The following is an 18,144-nucleotide window of genomic DNA, read 5'->3' on the forward strand; positions in this document are numbered from 1 at the left end:
GCCGGGGGTCCGCGGCCGTCGGCCGGGTCACTCCTCGATCTTCCAGGGCATCACCATGCCGAACTTGGCGAGGTAGATCCCGGCCAGACCGGCCACGATCACCAGGCCGATCGCCGTCAGCGTGATGTTGCGGCGGCGCACCTTGGGGTCGAGGGCCTTCTGGGCCGCCTCCGTGACCTTGCGTTTCGTCCAGCGCAGCACCAGCTGGGCCCAGACGAACTCGGTCGCCCAGATCGCCATGCCACCGAAGATGATCACCCAGCCGGGCCCCGGCAACGGCAGCAGGACGACACCCACGCCCACCACCGCCAGGCCGACCGCAAAGACCCCGACCTGCCAGCTCAGGTGCAGCATCCGGCGCGCCTTGATGAACTCGGGCGCCCGCGATCCGAGCCCCCGCTCGTCGCGTGCCCCGTCCGTCTCCGTCCCGTCCACCTCGCTCCCGTCCGAGGCCACGGCGGCCTCGCCCGGTTCGTTACTCCCCGTATTCATACGATCAAACCCTACCTGAGCGATTCCGGTCACCGGAATGGTCGTAACTCTCGCCTGGGTTCTCGGCCGGAAGAGTTACGTAAACACACGCAAAACACTCAGAGGGGTTTACAACGGCACCGTAGGTGGCATGTCGATTTCGCCGACGTGCGAATCCCCGAGCGCACACTGAGCGAAAGGCCCTGGCGCTTATGAACACCACGGTCAGCTGCGAGCTGCACCTGCGCCTCGTTGTGTCGAGCGAGTCTTCCCTGCCTGTCCCCGCAGGCCTGCGGTACGACACGGCCGACCCCTACGCCGTGCACGCCACCTTCCACACCGGAGCCGAGGAGACCGTCGAGTGGGTGTTCGCCCGCGACCTCCTCGCCGAGGGGCTGCACCGCCCCACCGGCACCGGCGACGTCCGCGTCTGGCCGTCCCGCAGCCACGGTCAGGGCGTCGTGTGCATCGCCCTGAGCTCTCCGGAGGGCGAAGCCCTGCTCGAAGCCCCCGCGCGGGCCCTGGAATCCTTCCTGAAGCGAACTGACGCCGCCGTGCCGCCCGGCACGGAGCACCGGCACTTCGATCTCGATCAGGAGCTCTCGCACATTCTGGCGGAGAGCTAGGGCAACGCCCCCTGCAAGCCGCCCGGCGCCGTCCACTCGGGGAGACGGCTCGGGCCTAGACAACCGCATACGGCAGCATCGGCGCCGCCACCGTGATCGGTCACGGGGGCGGCGCCGGTGTGCCCGTGCGCCCTGGGAACCCCCGCCGGCCGGCGCGCGTTCTACAGGGCAGCGACGAGTGGGGCTGAGCACGATGCGCCGGAGCAGTATGTCGCTACGATCGGCCACCATCGGCGGGCGCCCGCCCGACCCTCAGGCCAGGGAGCGAAACGTGCTGATCACCCACGACACCCGGTGTTCCCTCGACGCCGTGGTGGATCTGGTGAACACCGCGCCGGAGGACGACGCGGCGCCGGACGGGCTGCCCGATGTCGCGGCGCTCCAGGTTTTCGTACGAAACCACAACATAAGCGATGTGGGCGTGCTCTCGGAGTTCGACCTGGCGGCGGTGCGCAAGGTCCGCGGCCGGTTCGCGGGCATCTTCGCCGCCCCGGACGCCCGGGTCGCCGCCGGGATGATCAACGAACTGGTCGCGGCCGCGGGCACCACCCCCCAGCTCACGGACCACGACGGCTACGACTGGCATGTGCACTATTTCGCGCCCGGCGCCTCGGTGGCCGACCACCTCGCCGCCGACTGCGGGATGGCGCTCGCGTTCTTCGTCGTCGCCGGGGAGCAGGAGCGGCTGCGGCGCTGCGAGGCCCCGGACTGTCGGCGTGCCTTCGTCGACCTTTCCCGCAACCGCTCGCGCCGCTACTGCGACAGCCGGACCTGCGGAAACCGGCTGCATGTCGCCGCCTACCGGGCACGCCGCAAGGAGGCGGCGGGCTGATCCCCGACAGGCGGACCTCGCCGGGCCGCCGGGCCGGGCCGCCGTCGGGGTTCGCCGTCAGGATTCGCCGTCGGAGTTGGTCGTCGGAGTTGGTCGTCGGAGTTCCTCGATGCCGACGCCTGTCCCGGCGGGTGGCGCCGGGACGGGCGGGTACGGCTCACAGCCACAGCAGGTCGTGCAGCGCAGCCATGAGGAGCAGACACCCGATCACCGCAAGGAAGATCATCAGCGGTGGCTGGGAAAGGGCGAAGAGGCACCCGCGCGGCTCGTCCTTCGGCGGCGCGGCCTCGCTCTGTTTCGTGTCCAGCATCTCGCGGCGATGATGACCTAGTGGGCACCCGCCGCGCGATCAACACGCCCGGAATGGGCGGGAGTTCGCCGAATTCCGTGATGTCCGGTTCACTTCAGCCCGCCCCGTGAACGCTTCCGCGCATGCCGTAGACGCACTGTGTCGTTTCAATGCCTCATGTGACTGTCATATGCATCCGCCGCGGCCCGCCTGAACAGCGTCGGGCCCGCAGGACGGCGCGCCCCCGTCCCGCCGCGGGTGGGTCATATTCCGTGCTTTTTCAGGATGGCCTCGATGTCGCTGAAGTCCTCACCTGACCCGGTGCCGCGGGGTGCCGCCGCGGGCCTGGCCGCCGGGCGGGTGGCGGGACCCAGCGAGGGTGCCGAGGCGGTGGGAGCCACGGCGTCCCGCTTCGCATCCCGGGCGGCCGCCTTGCGCTCGGCGCGGGTGCCACCGCGCCGGCGCTCCACGGCACGCGTGGAGGTGAACAGGGCCCAGGCCGCGCCGAGCACACCGAAGCCCGCCCAGGCGGTGGGGCTGAACGCCGTGTCGGCGAGCCAGCCGACCACTCCCGTCATGACCAGGCCGACGGGCACGAGTGAGTAGGCGGCGATACGGGCCGCCGACAGGTACCGCTTGCGGTAGGCGGTCACCACGGCGATGCCCAGGCCGGCCGCGGACGCGGCGGAGCAGACTGTCTCGGCGATCATCCGGTCCTCCTGGCTGGCTCGGGCGGGGGGGGCGACGGACACGCGCTGCGTCGCGCCCCTTCCATCGTGCACCGCCCGGCCCGTGCGATCCATGCCCGGGCCCGACAATCAGGGGCATCTCGGGGTCCCCTCCGGGTCGTCTCCACCCCAGGTACGAGCGGTGACCACAGCCGGCCACCGGACGCCGCCCACCGTCACGATTGGGTCGATGGAGCCCGGCCTGGAAGACTGGTCGCCATGAACGACTCCCCCGCGCCCACCGACGCCCCGGTCCTCGAGGTCTGGTGCGAACTCCAGTGCCCCGACTGCCGCAGCGCCCTGGACGACCTCCGTGCCCTGCGGGCCCGGTACGGCGACCGGCTGGAGCTGCGGCTGCGGCACTTCCCGCTGGAGAAGCACAAGCACGCCTTCGCCGCCGCGCAGGCCGCCGAGGAGGCGCTGGAGCAGGGCAAAGGCTGGGAGTACGTCGAGGCGGTCCTCGGCCATGTCGAGAAGCTGGATCGCGAAGGCGAGCCGTTCCTGGTCGAGGTGGCCCGTGAACTGGGCCTGGACGCGGAGGAGTTCGACACCGCGCTGGTCGACGGCCGGCACATCCTGATCGTCGACGCCGACCAGGCCGAGGGGCAGGCCATCGGCGTGACGGGCACCCCGACCTATGTCATCGGGGGCGAACGCCTCGACGGCGGCAAGAGCCAGGAGGGCCTGCGCGAGCGGGTGACGGAGATCGCCGACCGGCTGCTGGCCGAGCGGGAGCAGTGATGCGCGCAGAACCTCGCAGCCGGTTTCGGAGCGGCTTTCAGAGCAGGTTCTTGTAGAGGTGGTAGGTGATCGTCTCGTAGCCGAGTGACTCGTAGAGCCGCTCGGCGGGGGTATTGCCCGCGAAGACGTTCAGCATGAGGGCGGGCCAGCCGGCCGCAATGGCCTGCGCCTCCGCCAGGAGCATCAGCGTGCGGCCGTGTCCCCTGCCCCGGTGGCGAGCGTCGGTCTCGACGTTGTAGACGAAGGCCCTGCCCTCCCGGACGCCCGTCCAGAGCATGCCGACCGCGGTCCCTTCGTGCTCCAGGACACTGAAGCCCATTCCCGGCGTGGCCAGACCCTCGGGCAGCGAGGTGGTGGTGTCCCGCAGAGCCTTGGCCCTGGCATCGGCCTCGGGCATCCCGCGCTCGATCCAGCTCTGCGCGTAGCTCTCCTGGTGCTCTTCCCGCCAGGGGCCGAACTCCGTTGGGGTCATGGGCCGCCCCCGGCTCCCCGCGGGCAGTCCGGGCGGGGTGTCGCCGAGCGGCTTCTCCATGTGGCGGTTGCGTACGAGATAGCCGAGGGCGGTCGCCGCCCTCAGTGCCGCCTCCGCCTCCGCGGGCACCGATGCCTCGATCCGCGTACACCCCCACCCGCGCAGCACTTCCTCCGCGGCGAGCGCGGCGACCGTGCCCCGGCCGCGTCGGCGGTCCGGCTCCTCGATGCGCAGGTCCAGAATCAGGCCCACCGAGTCGCCGAAGAGGGGGCTCATGCCGAGGTGTATCGCCCCGACGGGACGGCTGTTCACACACACCTGGTACCGGCGTGAACGCGTCCCGTCGACTTCGTGCTGAAGCGGCTCGGTCGGCCGCAGGGTCGTGGTCATCAGAGGTGTTCTACCCGCCACGGAACCCCACGTCAGCCCATTTAAACGGGGCTCTTACGGATCCAGGTCCGCCCCGGACCGCTCGTCGAAGATCCGCATCGCCTTGGCGGTGACCGGGCCGGGGGCACCGGGGAGTTCGCGGTCGTCGACCCGGTGCACGGCCTGGACGTCGCGCAGGGTGGAGGTGAGGAAGACCTCGTCGGCCCGCTCCAGGACGTCCAGGGGCAGGTCGGTCTCCTTGGCGCCGGTCCATTCGACGGTCAGGACACGGGTGATGCCGGCCAGACAGCCGGACGCGACCGGCGGGGTGTGGATCTCGCCGTCGAGGACGACGAAGACGTTGGAGCCGGTGCCCTCGCAGAGCTGCCCGACGGTGTTGGCGAACAGGGCCTCGGTGGCGCCGTGTTGGTGGGCGCGGGCCAGGGCCACGACGTTCTCGGCGTACGAGGTGGTCTTCAGGCCGGTGAGCGCACCGCGCTCGTTGCGGGTCCAGGGGACCGTGATGACGGCGGTGGAGTCGGCGCGGCGGCCGGTCTCCCCGAGGGCGACCACGAGGGTGGGTCCGCGGTCACCGCGGTCGGAGCCGAGCGGGCCGTGGCCGCCGGTGTAGGTGATGCGCAGCCTGCCCAGCGGCATCGGGTTGGCCGCCAGCACCGCCTCGCACGCCCGGCGCACCTCGTCGTGGTCGGGGTCGGGCAGGCCGAGGCCCCGCGCCGAGCGCGTCAGCCGGTCGAGATGCCGGGTGAGCGCGAAGGGCCTGCCCTCGGTCGCCTTCACCGTCTCGAAGATGCCGTCCCCCACGGTCAGCCCGTGGTCGAACACGGAGACACGCGCGGACTCGACGTCCTGCAGTCCGCCGTCCAGCCAGATCTTCACCCGAGACCCCCTTCGTTCATGTCGTACGTACCCGACGCTACCGCGAGCAGCCGGGCGGCCTTCAGCTCGGTCTCCCGCCATTCACCCTCCGGGTCGGATCCCCAGGTGATCCCGGCCCCGGTACCGAACCGCAGCACGCCCGCTCCCCGGTCGATCCAGAAGGTGCGGATGCCCACGGCCAGCTCACCGACGCCCCGGTCCGCGTCGACCCAGCCGATGCCGCCGCAGTACGGGCCGCGCGGCGCGGTCTCCAACTCCTCGATGATCCGCAGGGCGCTCGACTTCGGCGCGCCGGTGACGGAGCCGGGCGGGAAGGCCGCGGCGAGCAGCTCGGCCCAGCCGGCCCCCACGCGCAGCTCGCCCCGGACCGTGGAGACCAGATGGACGAGCCCGGGATGCTTCTCGACGGCACACAGGTCGGGGACGGTCACCGTGCCGGTGGCGCAGACCCGGCCGATGTCGTTGCGGACCAGGTCCACGATCATCACGTTCTCGGCGTAGTCCTTCTCCAGAAGGTCCGCCTCGGTGCGGCCGGTGCCCTTGATGGGTCCGCTCTCGACGGTCCGCCCCGCCCGGCGCAGGAACAGCTCGGGCGAGGCAGTGGCTATCTCCACGCCGTGCTCCGGCAGCCGAATCGTTCCGGCGTACGGGGCCGGGTTGCCGCGGGCGAGCAGCGCGGTCAGGGCGTCGACGTCGGCGTCCGGGTCGACCGGCGCGGACAGCACGCGGCACAGGTTGGCCTGGTACACCTCGCCGGCCGCGATGTGCGTACGGATCCGCCGTACGGCCCTCGTGTACGCGGCGCGGTCGAGGGACGACGTCCAGTCACCGGCGGCCGGGCCCCGCCACTGCCCCGGCACCGGCGCGGGCACCGGCTCCTCCCGCACGTCGCCGAACCGGGCGCAGGTCAGCCCACCCTCGAAGTCCGCGCAGACCGCCCAGAAACCGGTGGAGTCGAGGGCCGCGGGATCGCTGGTGACATCGAGGAGACCGGTGGCGAGACGGGTGCCGAAGCGGGCGAGAGGAGGGTGATGGAGCACGTCGTCGAGTCTATGGCGGGTGTCCTGGGGGTGACCCGGGCGTGTCGTCAAGGGGGCCCTGACCACGTCGTCTGCCGGGTCAGGCGCAGCACGCTGCGCAAACGCGTTTTTGTGCTGGCCGGGGAATCCGCTAGAGTTCAACACGTCGCCGGGCCGCGAGAGCGGACCGAAACGACAGGCGGACGTAGCTCAGTTGGTAGAGCGCAACCTTGCCAAGGTTGAGGTCGCGAGTTCGAGCCTCGTCGTCCGCTCGAAGGAACTAGGGGTCTTCCCGGTCCCCTACACTCCTGGTGGAGTGGCCGAGAGGCGAGGCAACGGCCTGCAAAGCCGTCTACACGGGTTCAAATCCCGTCTCCACCTCCAAGGACGATTAGCTCAGCGGGAGAGCGCTTCCCTGACACGGAAGAGGTCACTGGTTCAATCCCAGTATCGTCCACTGGATCTTCACCCGCTTCGTCGCTCGCGTCGAAGGACCGAGGATCTGATCCCGCGCGATTAGCTCAGCGGGAGAGCGCTTCCCTGACACGGAAGAGGTCACTGGTTCAATCCCAGTATCGCGCACGCAGTGCCCGTGATCTTCGGATCGCGGTCCCGAGGACGATTAGCTCAGCGGGAGAGCGCTTCCCTGACACGGAAGAGGTCACTGGTTCAATCCCAGTATCGTCCACACCGCAGAGAGCCCCGACCGTTGCGACGGTCGGGGCTTCCTCGTGTTCCAGGGGCTGCGCGTGCGCCCGGCACAGGTGCCGGGCGCGCCGGGCTCAGCTGGAGAAGAGCATGTGGGCCCAGCTCTTGTTGTGCCCGTGGTGACCGCCGTGGTGCCCACCGTGGCCGCCGTAGTGACCGCCGTGGTGCTGCTGCGGGGCGCCCCAGGCCGGCGCGGGCGGTGCCGGGTAGGCCTGCGGGGCCGGCGGGACCGGCTTCGACCACTGGGCCTCCATCTGGGTCAGTGCCTCCAGCTCGCCGTAGTCGAGGAAGATGCCCCGGCAGCCGCTGCACTGCTCGATCTGGACGCCGTTGCGGTTGTAGGTGTGCATCGGCGCATGACACTTCGGACACTGCATGGTCGGCTCAACTCCTCGCCGGTAAAAACTGCTTCACGTTCTCCCAGGACAGACTCCGTCCGGCCCCGGTCGGTTGCACCCTACTTCGGGAAATCGAGGGCCAACCGGGCGGGGACCGGGGGCGTTGAGGGACGGCGCCGGGGTCATTCCGGGGCCATCCGGGCACAAGCGTCGATCAAGGACTGCCCCACCTCGTCCAGGGCACGGTCCGCCGCGAGCGCCTTGGCGAGATAGCGGGCGGCGGTCTGGACGGTGAGGGCGCGGGCCGGCACGTCCAGGGTCGGCCAGGGGTCGCCGTCCTCCGGTACGGCCGGGCCGCCGGCCGCGCGGTAGGCGGTGAGGAAGCGGGTCCAGTCCTCGGCCGGAAGGAGGCCGCAGGCGTACCAGGAGGCGGGGCGGGCCAGGTCCCAGGCCGGGTCGCCGACGCCGAGGTCGTCGACGTCGATGAGCCGCCACGGGCCGTCCGGCGCCGGGTGCCGGACCAGCTGGCCGAGGTGCAGATCGCCGTGGCAGAGGGTGCGGGTGCCCGACATCGGGGCCTCGGCGCGGGCCCAGGCCGGCAGCGCGGACCAGGCGCGGAGGACGGGCGGGGCGGCGGGGTGCAGCGGTGCGGCGGCCAGCGCCCGGCGAAGGCGGACTATCGCCTGGGCGGCCTTGTGGGGGCCGCGCATCGGCGGCGTGGCGGTGAGCGGCGGAGTGCGATGGAGACGGGCGAGGAGGGTGGCGGCGGGTTCCCAGGGGGCGGCGTCCGGGGCGTCGGGGTCCACGGGACGGCCGTACGGCCAGAGGGTGACCGGGCGGGTGCCGAGCACGGTCGCCGGGGTGGCGGCGAGCGGAGCGAGGAAGACGTCAGGGAGGTGGGCGGCGGTGGCCAGGCGGCGGGCCAGAGCGGTGGGGTCGGTGCCGGGGGCGTGGGCCTTGGCGACGGTTTCCGCGTGCCGGAGGACCGTGGTGTCGGGGCGGTGGGCGAGGGTGGTGGTGGCGCCGCAGTGGCAGGGGGCCGCGTCCGGGTGGGCGGCTGCTCTGACCTCGGCGGTCAGCTGGGGTATCACGTCTGCGGTCGGCAAGGGTCCCCCGGGGTGTGCGGATGCATGTTGCGCCGAGCGTACGTGGGTGCACTTGGCCGGGGTTCACGGTGGGACGGGGTGGGGGCTGGGGTGCCGGGGTGTCGCTCGCGCGCGCTTACGGGGTGCCTCCCCCACTCTCGGCTCCGCTCGAGTGGGGGGACCCCCATCGCCCACCCGTGCCGCCTGGGGGCACCTCCCAGGCCCTCAAGGCACTGGGGGAGGCACGATTGCCCGCAGCTGTGTGGCGGGGGCGCGGGGAGCTGCGCGATCAGCCCCCGCCGGGCCGCAGGTGCACATCGGTCGTGCGCATCGCGAAAAAGCAATGCCGGCGCAGCTCCCCAGCTGCGCCGGCATTTTGCCGTCCGCCGCACCCCCGTCCCCACGGGGTTTCATGGGTGGATGTCCCCGCCCGGACCGCTCTTCCGGGCCTGGGGTCGCCGCTCAGCGCCCCAGCATCACTCCCACGGACGACGCCTGTGTGGCCACCGTCTCCCAGCCGTCGAAGACGAGCAGGAGCAGGGCCGCCAGGGGAAGGGCCATCAGCGTCGCCACCAGGGGGTGGCGGCGGCCCTGCCGGCGGGGGCGGGTGGTGTGTGTCCGCTGTGCCGTAAGAGCCATGGTCCCTCTCCTGACCGTTCAGTTGTCGTTGGCAGCGGCGGGTGTCTGACCTCGGGGGACGAGTGCTGCACCCGCCGCTTGACCTCAAATCTAGGCGCGTGGCACTTCGCGGACGTCATGCCCTCGTACCGAATCACGGGCCTCCGAGAGGATGAGCCGTGACCTGCGGTCTACTCCCCTGGGTGGAGACGGGTCCTACACCTCGTCCTAGGCCTCGGGGTCTTCCCGGAGGGGGTGCCCGCTCCTTCCCGGTTTTTCCGAGCTGTCCTCGCGGGGCACGGGCTGCTCGACAAGGGCCAGGACCCGGGTCGCCATGAAACGGGCCGTCCGGACAACACTGCCGTTTCTCGTGACTTCGCTCACTTCCACCACCCCCCGCCGTACCGCCGTCTCCACCCGGCGGCCCGCCCTGCTGGCCACCACCTCGTACGTACGGGTCGTGTCACCGGCGTCCACGACTATCTCCACTCGGTCACCCTTCACAGCCTCAATCCCCCTTCTGTGATGGCTTGTTGGAGCAGACGGGTACTCAAAGACGCCGATACCGGCGCCTTCCTGACCACTCCTCAAGTCTCGCACCCGGCACTGACAATCCGTCGGGCCGAGAGGGCGCGGCCTCTGCGCGCGGGCGGCCGTGGAAACGTAAGCTGTGCCACGTCACACGGACCGGGCAGCGGGGATGAACATGGCGATGATGCGCCTGAGGCGCGAGGACCCGCGCGTCGTCGGCTCGTTCAGGCTTCACAGAAGGCTCGGCGCCGGCGGGATGGGCGTGGTCTACCTGGGCTCCGACAAGAAGGGGCAGCGGGTCGCGCTGAAGGTGATCCGGCCCGATCTGGCGGAGGACCAGGAGTTCCGGTCGCGTTTCGCCCGTGAGGTCTCGGCGGCCCGGCGGATCCGGGGCGGTTGCACGGCACGGCTGGTCGCCGCGGATCTGGAGGCCGAGCGGCCGTGGTTCGCCACCCAGTATGTGCCCGGCCCCTCGCTGCACGACAAGGTCGCCGACGACGGCCCGCTGGGCGCGGCGGACGCGGCGGCGGTCGGCGCCGCGCTGTCCGAGGGCCTGGTCGCCGTGCACGAGGCCGGGGTCGTCCACCGGGACCTGAAGCCGTCCAACATCCTGCTGTCCCCGAAGGGGCCGCGGATCATCGACTTCGGTATCGCCTGGGCCACCGGGGCCTCCACGCTCACGCACGTCGGTACGGCGGTGGGCTCCCCCGGGTTCCTGGCGCCCGAGCAGGTGCGCGGCGCGGCCGTCACCCCGGCCACCGACGTGTTCTCGCTCGGCGCGACCCTGGCGTACGCGTCGACCGGTGACTCGCCCTTCGGGCACGGCAGTTCCGAGGTGATGCTCTACCGCGTGGTCCACGAGGAGCCGCAGCTGTACGGGGTGCCGGACGCGCTGGCCCCGCTGGTGCGGGCCTGCCTGGCGAAGGACCCGGAGGACCGGCCGAGCACGCTGCAGCTGTCGCTCCGGCTGAAGGAGATCGCCGCGCGTGAGGCGCAGGGGCTGCCCGACGTACGGCCGCCGGCACCGCGAGCCGCGGAGGCGGACCGGCCCACCGGTCGGCTCGCCGAGACCTACCCGGAGCCGCAGCGCGCTCAGCGGCGGCCGCCGCAGTCCTCGCCGGGCACGCCGGTGCGGGGGAACGCGCCCTCGCGCGGCGGCAGCGGTCCACGGGCGAACGGCGGGATGCCGTCCCGGCCCGGTGGCGTGCGCCCCATGCCCGCTCCGCGCGGCAACGGCACCCGGCCGGGGAACACCAACGGGAACCGGCCCGGGCCGCGCAGTGGTACGGGACGCCCGGCGCCGCGCCCCACGGGCACCGGACGGCGCCCGGCCAACCCCCGTCTGCTGCGCCAGCGGCTCTTCGTGTTCGTGGTGGTGACCCTGCTGGTGGCGCTGGGGATCGCGCTGGCCCAGGGCTGTTCCGGTCCGGCGCACGGGATGGGCGTGCCCGGTGGGGCCGTACCCGCGAAGTCGGCAGCCCTCAGGGAGTGACAGGTCCTACGCCTGCGGGCGGCCCGTGGTCACCGCGTAGAAGGCGACCGCGGCTGCCGCGCCGACGTTGAGGGAGTCGACGCCGTGGGACATCGGGATGCGAACCCATTCGTCGGCGGCGACCAGGGCCTGCGTGGAGAGGCCGTCGCCCTCCGCGCCGAGCATCAGGGCCACCCTGTCCATCCGGTGCGGGGCGGCCTCGTCCAGGCTGCGGGCCTTCTCGTCCGGGGTGAGGGCGAGCAGCGTGAACCCGGCCTCGCGGACCGAGTCCAGCCCCTTGGGCCAGGTGTCGAGGCGGGCGTACGGCACGGAGAAGACCGCGCCCATCGAGACCTTCACGCTGCGGCGGTAGAGGGGGTCGGCGCAGTCGGGGGACAACAGCACCGCGTCCATGCCGAGGGCCGCCGCCGAGCGGAAGATCGCGCCGATGTTGGTGTGGTCGTTGACCGACTCCATGACGACGACCCGGCGGGTGGTGCGCAGCAGTTCGGTCGCCGTCGGCAGCGGCTTGCGCTGCATGGAGGCGAGCGCGCCGCGGTGCACGTGGTAGCCGGTGACCTTCTCGGCGAGCTCGGGGCTGACCGCGTAGACGGGGGCCGGGAGTTCGTCGATGACATCGCGCATGACGTCGACCCACTTGGCGGACAGCAGCATCGAACGCATCTCGTAGCCCGCGTCCTTCGCCCTGCGGATGACCTTCTCGCCCTCGGCGATGAACAGGCCCTCGGCCGGTTCACGCTTGCGGCGCAACTCGACGTCGGTCAGGCCCGTGTAGTCGCGCAGGCGCGGGTCGTCGGGGTCCTCAACGGTGATGAGATCGGCCACAGGGTGATACTGCCTTGTCCTGGGTGTGGTGCCAACGGGCTGGAACGGGTTGTGTTACCCGGGGTTACGCCGGGTGCTCTCCGGCGGACGGAGCCGGGGGCTCTCCGGCGGACGAGTGCGGTGCCTGTCCGGCGGACGGAGCCGGGGGCTCTCCGGCGGACGGGTGCGGTGCCTGTCCGGCGGACGGAGCCGGTGACTCTCCGGCGGACGGGTGCGGGCCGACGTTCACGACCTCGCCGACGACGATGACCGCCGGAGGCTTCACGTCCTCCGCGCGGACGACCTCCGCCACCGTCGCGAGGGTGGCGTCGACGCGGCGCTGGGCGGCCGTCGTGCCCTCCTGCACCAGGGCGACCGGGGTGTCCGGGGACTTGCCGTGGGCCACCAGGGTCTCGGCGATCTGCCCGATCTTGTCGACGCCCATCAGGATCACCAGGGTCCCGGTGAGCTTCGCGAGGGACGGCCAGTCGGCGAGCGAGCGCTCGTCGTCCGGCGCGACATGGCCGCTGACCACGGTGAACTCATGTGCGACGCCTCGGTGCGTGACCGGGATACCGGCCGCACTCGGCACCGAGATCGAACTGGAGATGCCGGGCACGACCGTGCAGGGGATGCCGGCCTCGGCGAGCGCCTGGACCTCCTCCATGCCCCGGCCGAAGACATAGGGGTCGCCGCCCTTGAGTCGTACGACCGACTTGCCCTGCTTGGCATGCTCGATCAGGGCGTTGTTGATGGCCTCCTGGGCCATGTAGCGGCCGTACGGGATCTTCGCCGCGTCGATCACCTCGACGTGCGGCGGGAGTTCGGCGAGCAGGTCGCGGGGGCCGAGGCGGTCGGCGATCACCACGTCGGCCTCGGCGAGCAGGCGGCGGCCGCGCACCGTGATCAGGTCGGGGTCGCCGGGGCCGCCGCCGACCAGGGCGACGCCCGCGTGGCGGGTGCGGTGGTGCGGGGCGACGAGGGTGCCGTCGCGCAGGCCCTCGACGACCGCGTCCCGGATGGCGGCGGTGTGGCGGGGGTCGCGGCCCCGGGCGTCGGTGGTGAGCACGGCGACCGTGACACCCTCGCTGTGGCCGGTGGCCGGAGTCCAGGCGGTGGCCTGGTCGGCGTCGTCGGAGCGGACGCACCAGACGCGGTGGCGCTCGGCCTCGGCGGAGGCCGCGGTGTTGGCGTCGGGGTCGCTGGTGGCGATGAGGGCGTACCAGGCCTCGGTGAGGTCGCCGTCCCGGTAGGGGCGCTTCACCCAGGTGATCTCGCCGGCGTCCGCCATGGCCTCGACGGAGGGGGTGGCCTCGGGGGACACGAGGGTGACGGCGGCGCCGGCCGCGATGAGCGCGGGGAGGCGGCGCTGGGCGACCTGGCCGGCGCCGAGGACGACCACCTTGCGGCCGGCGAGGCGGAGGCCTACGGGGTAGGCGGGGTGTTCGGCCATGAGGGTGCGACTCCCTGGTGTGGCGGCGGTGCGATGCCCTGACGTGCAGATTTTACGGGGCGCAGGATTTCGGCGGATCAGGTGCCCGGGTGCTGGGCAGGATGCCCGGGTGCGGGTGCGTGGTCCGTGCCCACCCGTTCCGCCCTGCGGAACGCCTGCCCACGGACCACCATGCGGCTTGCGCCCCCGCGCGACGAACCGCCCGGACGACCATGTGGCTTGCGCCCCGCAGACGAACCGCCCGTACCACCATGCGGCTTGCGCCCCGCAGAACGAATCGCCCTGACCACGAAGCAGTTTGCGCCCCCGCGCGACGAACCGCCCAGAGCACCGTTCGGCCAACGCCCCCCGCAGGACAGAGCGCCCCGGCCACCAAACGGCCAACCCACCCGCGCAAAACCAACCGCCCACACCACGAGCCTGTTGGTACCCCCCGCAGGGCGGGCCGTCCGGGCCGCGGGGCCCGCTGCCGGTGGGGAAGGAACCGTGCAGGTTGTGGCCGGGCGCCCGGGGCAGGGACGGCTCCCTGCCCGCGCGGCGTCATACAGGCCGCCGTTCGCTTCTGGTCGGCGCAGGACCGCCCCCGCTACTTCTCGGTCACGCCCGCCGAGTCGAACGTGGCCACCTCGTGCATCGCCCTTGCCGTGCTCTGGACCAGCGGGAGGGCCAGCAGGGCGCCAGTGCCCTCGCCCAGGCGGAGGTCCAGGTCGACCAGGGGGCGCAGGCCCAGCTTGTTGAGGGCGGCGACGTGGCCGGGCTCCGCGCTGCGGTGGCCCGCGATGCACGCGGCCAGGACCTCGGGGGCGATCGCGCGGGCCACCAGGGCCGCGGCGCCTGCGCTCACGCCGTCCAGGATCACCGGCGTGCGCAGCGACGCGCCGCCGAGCAACAGGCCCACCATCGCCGCGTGTTCGAAGCCGCCGACCGCGGCGAGGACGCCGATGGGGTCGGCCGGGTCCGGCTGGTGGAGGTCCAGGGCGCGGCGGACGACCTCGGTCTTGCGGGCGAGGGTCTCGTCGTTGATGCCGGTGCCGCGGCCGGTGACCTCGGCGGGGTCGGCCCCGGTGTAGACGGAGATGAGCGCGGCGGACGCCGTGGTGTTGGCGATGCCCATCTCACCCGTGAGCAGGGCCTTGTTGCCGGCGGCCACCAGATCGCGGGCGGTCTCGATGCCCACCTCGATGGCCTGCTTGGCCTCCTCGCGGGTCATGGCCGGGCCGGTCGTCATGTCGGACGTGCCCGCGCGGACCTTGCGGGGCAGCAGCCCGGGCGTCGCCGGGAGTTCGGAGGCGACGCCGACGTCCACCACGCACACCTCGGCGCCCACCTGGGACGCGAACGCGTTGCAGACCGCTCCCCCGCCGAGGAAGTTGGCCACCATCTGGGCGGTGACCTCCTGCGGCCAGGGGGTGACGCCCTGGGCGTGCACCCCGTGGTCACCGGCGAAGATCGCGACGGCCGCGGGCTCCGGGATCGGCGGCGGGCACTGCCGGGACAGGCCGGACAGCTGGGCGGAGATGATCTCCAGCATGCCGAGCGCACCGGCCGGCTTGGTCATCCGCTTCTGCCGCTCCCAGGCCTCGCCGAGCGCCTTGGCGTCCAGCGGGCGGATCCCGGCGACGGTCTCGGCGAGCAGGTCGTGCGGGTCCTCGCCGGGCAGGGCACGGCGGCCGTACGTCTCCTCGTGCACCACCCAGGACAGCGGGCGCCGCTTGGACCAGCCGGCCTGCATCAGCTCGGGCTCGTCCGGGAACTCGTCGACGTATCCGACGCAGAGGTAGGCGATGACCTCCAGGTGCTCGGGCAGGCCGAGCGCGCGGACCATCTCTCGCTCGTCGAAGAAGCTGACCCAGCCGACGCCGAGGCCTTCGGCGCGGGCGGCGAGCCAGAGGTTCTCGACGGCGAGGGCCGCGGAGTACGGCGCCATCTGCGGCTGGGTGTGCCGGCCGAGGGTGTGGCGGCCGCCCCGGGTCGGGTCGGCGGTGACGACGATGTTCACCGGAGTGTCGAGGATGGCCTCGATCTTCAGTTCCTTGAACTGCTTCGCGCGGCCCTTGGGGAGGGACTTGGCGTAGGCGTCGCGCTGGCGCATGGCCAGTTCGTGCATGCTGCGCCGGGTGTCCGCGGACCGGATGACGACGAAGTCCCAGGGCTGGGAGTGGCCGACGGAGGGCGCGGTGTGGGCGGCCTCCAGGACACGCAGCAGCACCTCGTGCGGGATGGGGTCGCCGCGGAAGCCGTTGCGGATGTCACGGCGTTCGCGCATGACCTTGAGGACGGCCTCGCGCTCGGCGTCGTCGTAGGCGGGCGCGGCCGGGCCGGTGGACTGACGTGCCTCTGCCACGGGGGCCGTGCTCTCTTCCTGCTCGGCGGCCCTGGTCTCCAGGTCCTCCGCGTGCTGTACGACATCGGGGTGGTGCTCCGCCACCGGACCGGGCTCGGCCTCGCGGGGCGCGGGGACGGTGGCGGCCTGCTCCGGTACGGTCTCGCCCTGGTCCTGGGCGGGGAGTACCAGCGGGTGCGGCGGGGTCGGGGCGAGGTGCGGGGTGGTCGGCACCAGGCCGTCGACGGCGACGAACTCGCCGAGCGGCTGGTCGGGCGCGGGCTCCGCCGGAACGGCCGCGTCCAGGGGGTCCTGGGGCGCCGGGGTTTCCTCCGGCTGGGCCGCGGGGGTGGGCGGGGTGCCCAGGGTCTGGGGGCCGGCGAGGGGCTGGGCGGGCAGCGGCTCAGGGTCGGCAGCGGTCTCCGCCGGCGGTACGGCAGCCGCCACGGGGAACTCGGCGGGGGCCTCGGGGGCCGCGGCGTCCGGCGTGGGCTGCTCGGTCACGGCGGCGGTGAAGGGCTCCGGCGGCTGCGGGGCCTCGACGGCGGCCGCGGAGGCTGCCGGGGCGGGCGCCTCGACGACGGCCTCCTCGGGCTGCACCGGCACGGGCGGCGCGAGCGGCGCGGTGGCCACCGGCTGACCGGGCTCCGCCAGGACGGCTTCCGGAGTGGGAACGGGCTCGTGCGCGACCGCCTCCGGCGCCGGAACGGACTCGGGCGCGACGGTCTCCGCGGCCTGCTCGGGTAGGGCCGGTGCCAAGCCCTGGGGCTCCGGCGCGACCTGCGGCTGCACGGGCACCGGCTGCACCGGCGCGGCCGCCGTCGCCTGGGCGGCCGGCTCCGGAACCACCGGCTCCATGAGCTGACCGGCGGCCTCCGCCACGGGCACGGCCTCGGACTCGGCCACCGCGCCAGGAGCCACCCCGGCACCTGGCGCCGGAACCGCGTCCTGCCCCCTCGGAACCTCGGCGACCTCGGGAGCCTCAGGGGCCACCTGGGCCACCTGGGCCACCTGGGCCACCGGAGCCTCCGGGGCCTCCGGGGCCTGCGGCATCCCAGGAGCCTGCGCGGCCTCCGGAACCTCCGCGACCACGGCAGCGGCCTCCGGCGCCGCAATCGGCACCCCACCCGGCACAGGCCCCTGGGCACCTTCCAGCGCCTCGGCGACCTGCGGCACCACCGGCTCGGCCACCGGCACCGGAACGGTCCCGTCGGCCGGCTGGGCCGCGCCCTGCGGGCCGTACGCGTGCTCGGGCCACACCCCGGGGGCCGCCGGCGCCTGCTGCTCCGCCGGCACACCCGCGACGTCCACCGCCACGGACTCCTGCGCGAAGGCCGCGGGATCCGCGACGGTCACGGGAGCGACGGGAGCAACCGTCTCCGGTGCCGGAACAACCGTTTCCGCAGCCGGGGCCTGTGCGGCCACCTGTGCCACCGGAGTGGCCTGCGCGACAGTCCCCGGCACCGCGGTCCCGGGCACCGCCGTCTGCGGCGCGCCCCAGGGCGCGGCGGACTGCGGCGCGGCATCACCCAACGGCTGGGCGTCGAGGTACTCGGGCCCGGCCGTCGGCGCGCCCGGCTGGCGGGCCGGCGTGCCGGCCGGGCCGCGGTCGGCGAGGGAGCGGACCGGGCTGGCGGAGGTGTCGGGGATCGGCGGACCGAGGTGCAGCGGACGGCGCGGGGCCGGGGCGGCCGCCGGGTCGTGGGGCACGGAGAGGATCGGGGACGCCGGTACCGAGTTGGGCAGCCGGACGGCGGTGAGGTCGACCGAGCCGCTGTCCCGGCCGTCCATCTCGTGCGGGCCGGGCTCGTGGACGGTCTCGACGACCGGTTCCGGGGCCGGCGGCGGCACTTCGTTGCCCCAGGCGCCCTGAGCGCCGGGCAGCAGCAGGTCTTCGTCCTCGGCGGGCGACTCGGAGAGGTAGGTGTACGCGCCGTGCGCGGGAACGCCCGGCTGTTCCACCATGCCTGCGCTCTCCGGCAGTCCCTCGCCCGGGACCTGGCCGGTGTCCGTCATGCGTACCCCTCGCCCATCGGTTAGTGCCTTCTACGACCAGCTCACTCGGGGCGGCGCACCGACCGCCCCGCAGTGAAGAACGAGCGTGCGTGCCCAGCGGCACGAACGACCCGCCGGAAAAGGCGACAAAGCCATTCAGTGGCATTGTCCCGGCCGTTCGACTGTCGCGACAGCGTGATCCGCGACAGCCCGCTGTGGACTGCGCCACGTTGCGCGTCCCCGGTTCTGCCGTACCACACCCGCCCCAAAAGGGGCGCGTTTTCCGGATATTGACGAACGAATGTCCGGGCCACCGGTGCGGTGCAGCGATCGGCCAGCCTACCGCGCGCAGT

The 18,144-nt window shown here is 72.9% G+C and carries 16 protein-coding genes, 5 tRNA genes and 1 pseudogene; 9 read left to right on the plus strand and 13 right to left on the minus strand.

What is annotated here, in order from left to right:
• Positions 1–27 precede the first annotated feature (27 nt).
• Entirely contained in the window at positions 28–492 is a 465-nt protein-coding gene (locus tag AB0N16_RS14490; RefSeq protein WP_365796522.1) for a TIGR02611 family protein, read from the minus strand.
• A gap of 191 nt (positions 493–683) precedes the next feature.
• Between AB0N16_RS14490 and AB0N16_RS14495 the strand changes: the two genes are divergently transcribed.
• Positions 684–1,097, plus strand: coding sequence for an SsgA family sporulation/cell division regulator (locus AB0N16_RS14495; RefSeq protein WP_004002642.1), 414 nt, complete (start codon positions 684–686; stop codon positions 1,095–1,097).
• Between the two features lie 271 nt (positions 1,098–1,368).
• On the plus strand, positions 1,369–1,929 hold the full coding sequence (locus AB0N16_RS14500) for a CGNR zinc finger domain-containing protein (protein ID WP_365796524.1): 561 nt from the start codon (positions 1,369–1,371) through the stop codon (positions 1,927–1,929).
• Between the two features lie 157 nt (positions 1,930–2,086).
• Here AB0N16_RS14500 and AB0N16_RS14505 read toward each other — a convergent pair whose 3' ends face one another.
• The gene (locus AB0N16_RS14505; RefSeq protein ID WP_167450005.1) at positions 2,087–2,239 is read right to left on the minus strand and encodes a hypothetical protein; all 153 of its coding nucleotides are present in this window, start codon (positions 2,237–2,239) and stop codon (positions 2,087–2,089) included.
• A gap of 242 nt (positions 2,240–2,481) precedes the next feature.
• Positions 2,482–2,928 carry a hypothetical protein gene (locus tag AB0N16_RS14510; RefSeq protein ID WP_365796526.1) on the minus strand — a complete coding sequence of 149 codons (447 nt, stop codon included), beginning with the start codon at positions 2,926–2,928 and terminating at the stop codon, positions 2,482–2,484.
• A 237-nt stretch (positions 2,929–3,165) separates the two neighbouring features.
• Between AB0N16_RS14510 and AB0N16_RS14515 the strand changes: the two genes are divergently transcribed.
• Positions 3,166–3,687, plus strand: coding sequence for a DsbA family protein (locus AB0N16_RS14515; RefSeq protein WP_365796528.1), 522 nt, complete (start codon positions 3,166–3,168; stop codon positions 3,685–3,687).
• Positions 3,688–3,724: 37 nt separating this feature from the next.
• Here the strand turns inward: AB0N16_RS14515 and AB0N16_RS14520 are convergent, their stop codons facing one another.
• From AB0N16_RS14520 to AB0N16_RS14530, 3 genes are read right to left on the minus strand one after another with little or no spacing between them, the layout of a single operon-like run.
• The gene (locus AB0N16_RS14520) at positions 3,725–4,549 is read right to left on the minus strand and encodes a GNAT family N-acetyltransferase (protein ID WP_365796530.1); all 825 of its coding nucleotides are present in this window, start codon (positions 4,547–4,549) and stop codon (positions 3,725–3,727) included.
• 54 nt (positions 4,550–4,603) lie between these two features.
• Positions 4,604–5,425 carry an aminodeoxychorismate lyase gene (locus AB0N16_RS14525; RefSeq protein ID WP_365796532.1) on the minus strand — a complete coding sequence of 274 codons (822 nt, stop codon included), beginning with the start codon at positions 5,423–5,425 and terminating at the stop codon, positions 4,604–4,606.
• On the minus strand, positions 5,422–6,465 hold the full coding sequence (locus AB0N16_RS14530) for a chorismate-binding protein (RefSeq protein WP_365796534.1): 1,044 nt from the start codon (positions 6,463–6,465) through the stop codon (positions 5,422–5,424). Before AB0N16_RS14530 ends, AB0N16_RS14525 begins: the two co-directional genes overlap by 4 nt.
• A 178-nt stretch (positions 6,466–6,643) precedes the next feature.
• Between AB0N16_RS14530 and AB0N16_RS14535 the strand changes: the two genes are divergently transcribed.
• The 5 genes from AB0N16_RS14535 to AB0N16_RS14555 all read left to right on the plus strand — a co-directional run bounded on the left by AB0N16_RS14535 (position 6,644) and on the right by AB0N16_RS14555 (position 7,132).
• Positions 6,644–6,716 (plus strand) — tRNA-Gly (locus AB0N16_RS14535).
• 38 nt (positions 6,717–6,754) lie between these two features.
• Positions 6,755–6,828 (plus strand) — tRNA-Cys (locus AB0N16_RS14540).
• A gap of 1 nt (position 6,829) precedes the next feature.
• Positions 6,830–6,901: transfer RNA gene (locus AB0N16_RS14545), tRNA-Val, on the plus strand.
• Positions 6,902–6,954: 53 nt separating this feature from the next.
• Positions 6,955–7,026: transfer RNA gene (locus AB0N16_RS14550), tRNA-Val, on the plus strand.
• A 34-nt stretch (positions 7,027–7,060) separates the two neighbouring features.
• A tRNA-Val gene (locus AB0N16_RS14555) sits at positions 7,061–7,132 on the plus strand.
• 94 nt (positions 7,133–7,226) lie between these two features.
• Here the strand turns inward: AB0N16_RS14555 and AB0N16_RS14560 are convergent.
• The 4 genes from AB0N16_RS14560 to AB0N16_RS14575 all read right to left on the minus strand — a co-directional run bounded on the left by AB0N16_RS14560 (position 7,227) and on the right by AB0N16_RS14575 (position 9,697).
• Positions 7,227–7,529, minus strand: coding sequence for a zf-TFIIB domain-containing protein (locus AB0N16_RS14560; RefSeq protein WP_365796536.1), 303 nt, complete (start codon positions 7,527–7,529; stop codon positions 7,227–7,229).
• 143 nt (positions 7,530–7,672) lie between these two features.
• Positions 7,673–8,596: an aminoglycoside phosphotransferase family protein gene (locus AB0N16_RS14565; protein WP_365796538.1), complete on the minus strand. Its 924-nt coding sequence runs from the start codon at positions 8,594–8,596 to the stop codon at positions 7,673–7,675.
• Positions 8,597–9,037: 441 nt separating this feature from the next.
• On the minus strand, positions 9,038–9,214 hold the full coding sequence (locus tag AB0N16_RS14570; RefSeq protein ID WP_046726640.1) for a hypothetical protein: 177 nt from the start codon (positions 9,212–9,214) through the stop codon (positions 9,038–9,040).
• A gap of 207 nt (positions 9,215–9,421) precedes the next feature.
• On the minus strand, positions 9,422–9,697 hold the full coding sequence (locus AB0N16_RS14575) for a hypothetical protein (RefSeq protein ID WP_365796540.1): 276 nt from the start codon (positions 9,695–9,697) through the stop codon (positions 9,422–9,424).
• A gap of 196 nt (positions 9,698–9,893) precedes the next feature.
• Here AB0N16_RS14575 and AB0N16_RS14580 point away from each other — a divergent pair, with 196 nt between their 5' ends.
• Complete coding sequence (locus tag AB0N16_RS14580) at positions 9,894–11,216, plus strand: protein kinase (protein ID WP_365797115.1); 1,323 nt, start codon at positions 9,894–9,896, stop codon at positions 11,214–11,216.
• 6 nt (positions 11,217–11,222) lie between these two features.
• Here the strand turns inward: AB0N16_RS14580 and AB0N16_RS14585 are convergent, their stop codons facing one another.
• The 3 genes and pseudogenes from AB0N16_RS14585 to cobT form a co-directional block, all read right to left on the minus strand.
• A complete protein-coding gene (locus AB0N16_RS14585) occupies positions 11,223–12,041 on the minus strand; it encodes an RNA methyltransferase (RefSeq protein WP_132889225.1) in 819 nt (272 codons plus the stop codon).
• Between the two features lie 202 nt (positions 12,042–12,243).
• Positions 12,244–13,473: pseudogene (cobA, locus tag AB0N16_RS14590) on the minus strand (uroporphyrinogen-III C-methyltransferase); the annotation flags it as partial.
• Between the two features lie 586 nt (positions 13,474–14,059).
• On the minus strand, positions 14,060–17,812 hold the full coding sequence (cobT, locus tag AB0N16_RS14595) for a nicotinate-nucleotide--dimethylbenzimidazole phosphoribosyltransferase (protein WP_365796542.1): 3,753 nt from the start codon (positions 17,810–17,812) through the stop codon (positions 14,060–14,062).
• Between the last annotated feature and the right edge of the window lie 332 nt (positions 17,813–18,144).

This window comes from Streptomyces sp. NPDC051105, from assembly GCF_040682795.1.
GTDB lineage: Bacteria > Actinomycetota > Actinomycetes > Streptomycetales > Streptomycetaceae > Streptomyces.

Bases quoted from the DNA above. Each gene is read 5' to 3' on its own strand.
- AB0N16_RS14490 (WP_365796522.1), bottom strand. From the start codon at position 492: ATGAATACGGGGAGTAACGAACCGGGCGAGGCCGCCGTGGCCTCGGAC.
- AB0N16_RS14495 (WP_004002642.1), top strand. From the start codon at position 684: ATGAACACCACGGTCAGCTGCGAGCTGCACCTGCGCCTCGTTGTGTCG.
- AB0N16_RS14505 (WP_167450005.1), bottom strand. From the start codon at position 2,239: ATGCTGGACACGAAACAGAGCGAGGCCGCGCCGCCGAAGGACGAGCCG.
- AB0N16_RS14510 (WP_365796526.1), bottom strand. From the start codon at position 2,928: ATGATCGCCGAGACAGTCTGCTCCGCCGCGTCCGCGGCCGGCCTGGGC.
- AB0N16_RS14515 (WP_365796528.1), top strand. From the start codon at position 3,166: ATGAACGACTCCCCCGCGCCCACCGACGCCCCGGTCCTCGAGGTCTGG.
- AB0N16_RS14520 (WP_365796530.1), bottom strand. From the start codon at position 4,549: ATGACCACGACCCTGCGGCCGACCGAGCCGCTTCAGCACGAAGTCGAC.
- AB0N16_RS14560 (WP_365796536.1), bottom strand. From the start codon at position 7,529: ATGCAGTGTCCGAAGTGTCATGCGCCGATGCACACCTACAACCGCAAC.
- AB0N16_RS14570 (WP_046726640.1), bottom strand. From the start codon at position 9,214: ATGGCTCTTACGGCACAGCGGACACACACCACCCGCCCCCGCCGGCAG.
- AB0N16_RS14580 (WP_365797115.1), top strand. From the start codon at position 9,894: ATGAACATGGCGATGATGCGCCTGAGGCGCGAGGACCCGCGCGTCGTC.
- cobT (WP_365796542.1), bottom strand. From the start codon at position 17,812: ATGACGGACACCGGCCAGGTCCCGGGCGAGGGACTGCCGGAGAGCGCA.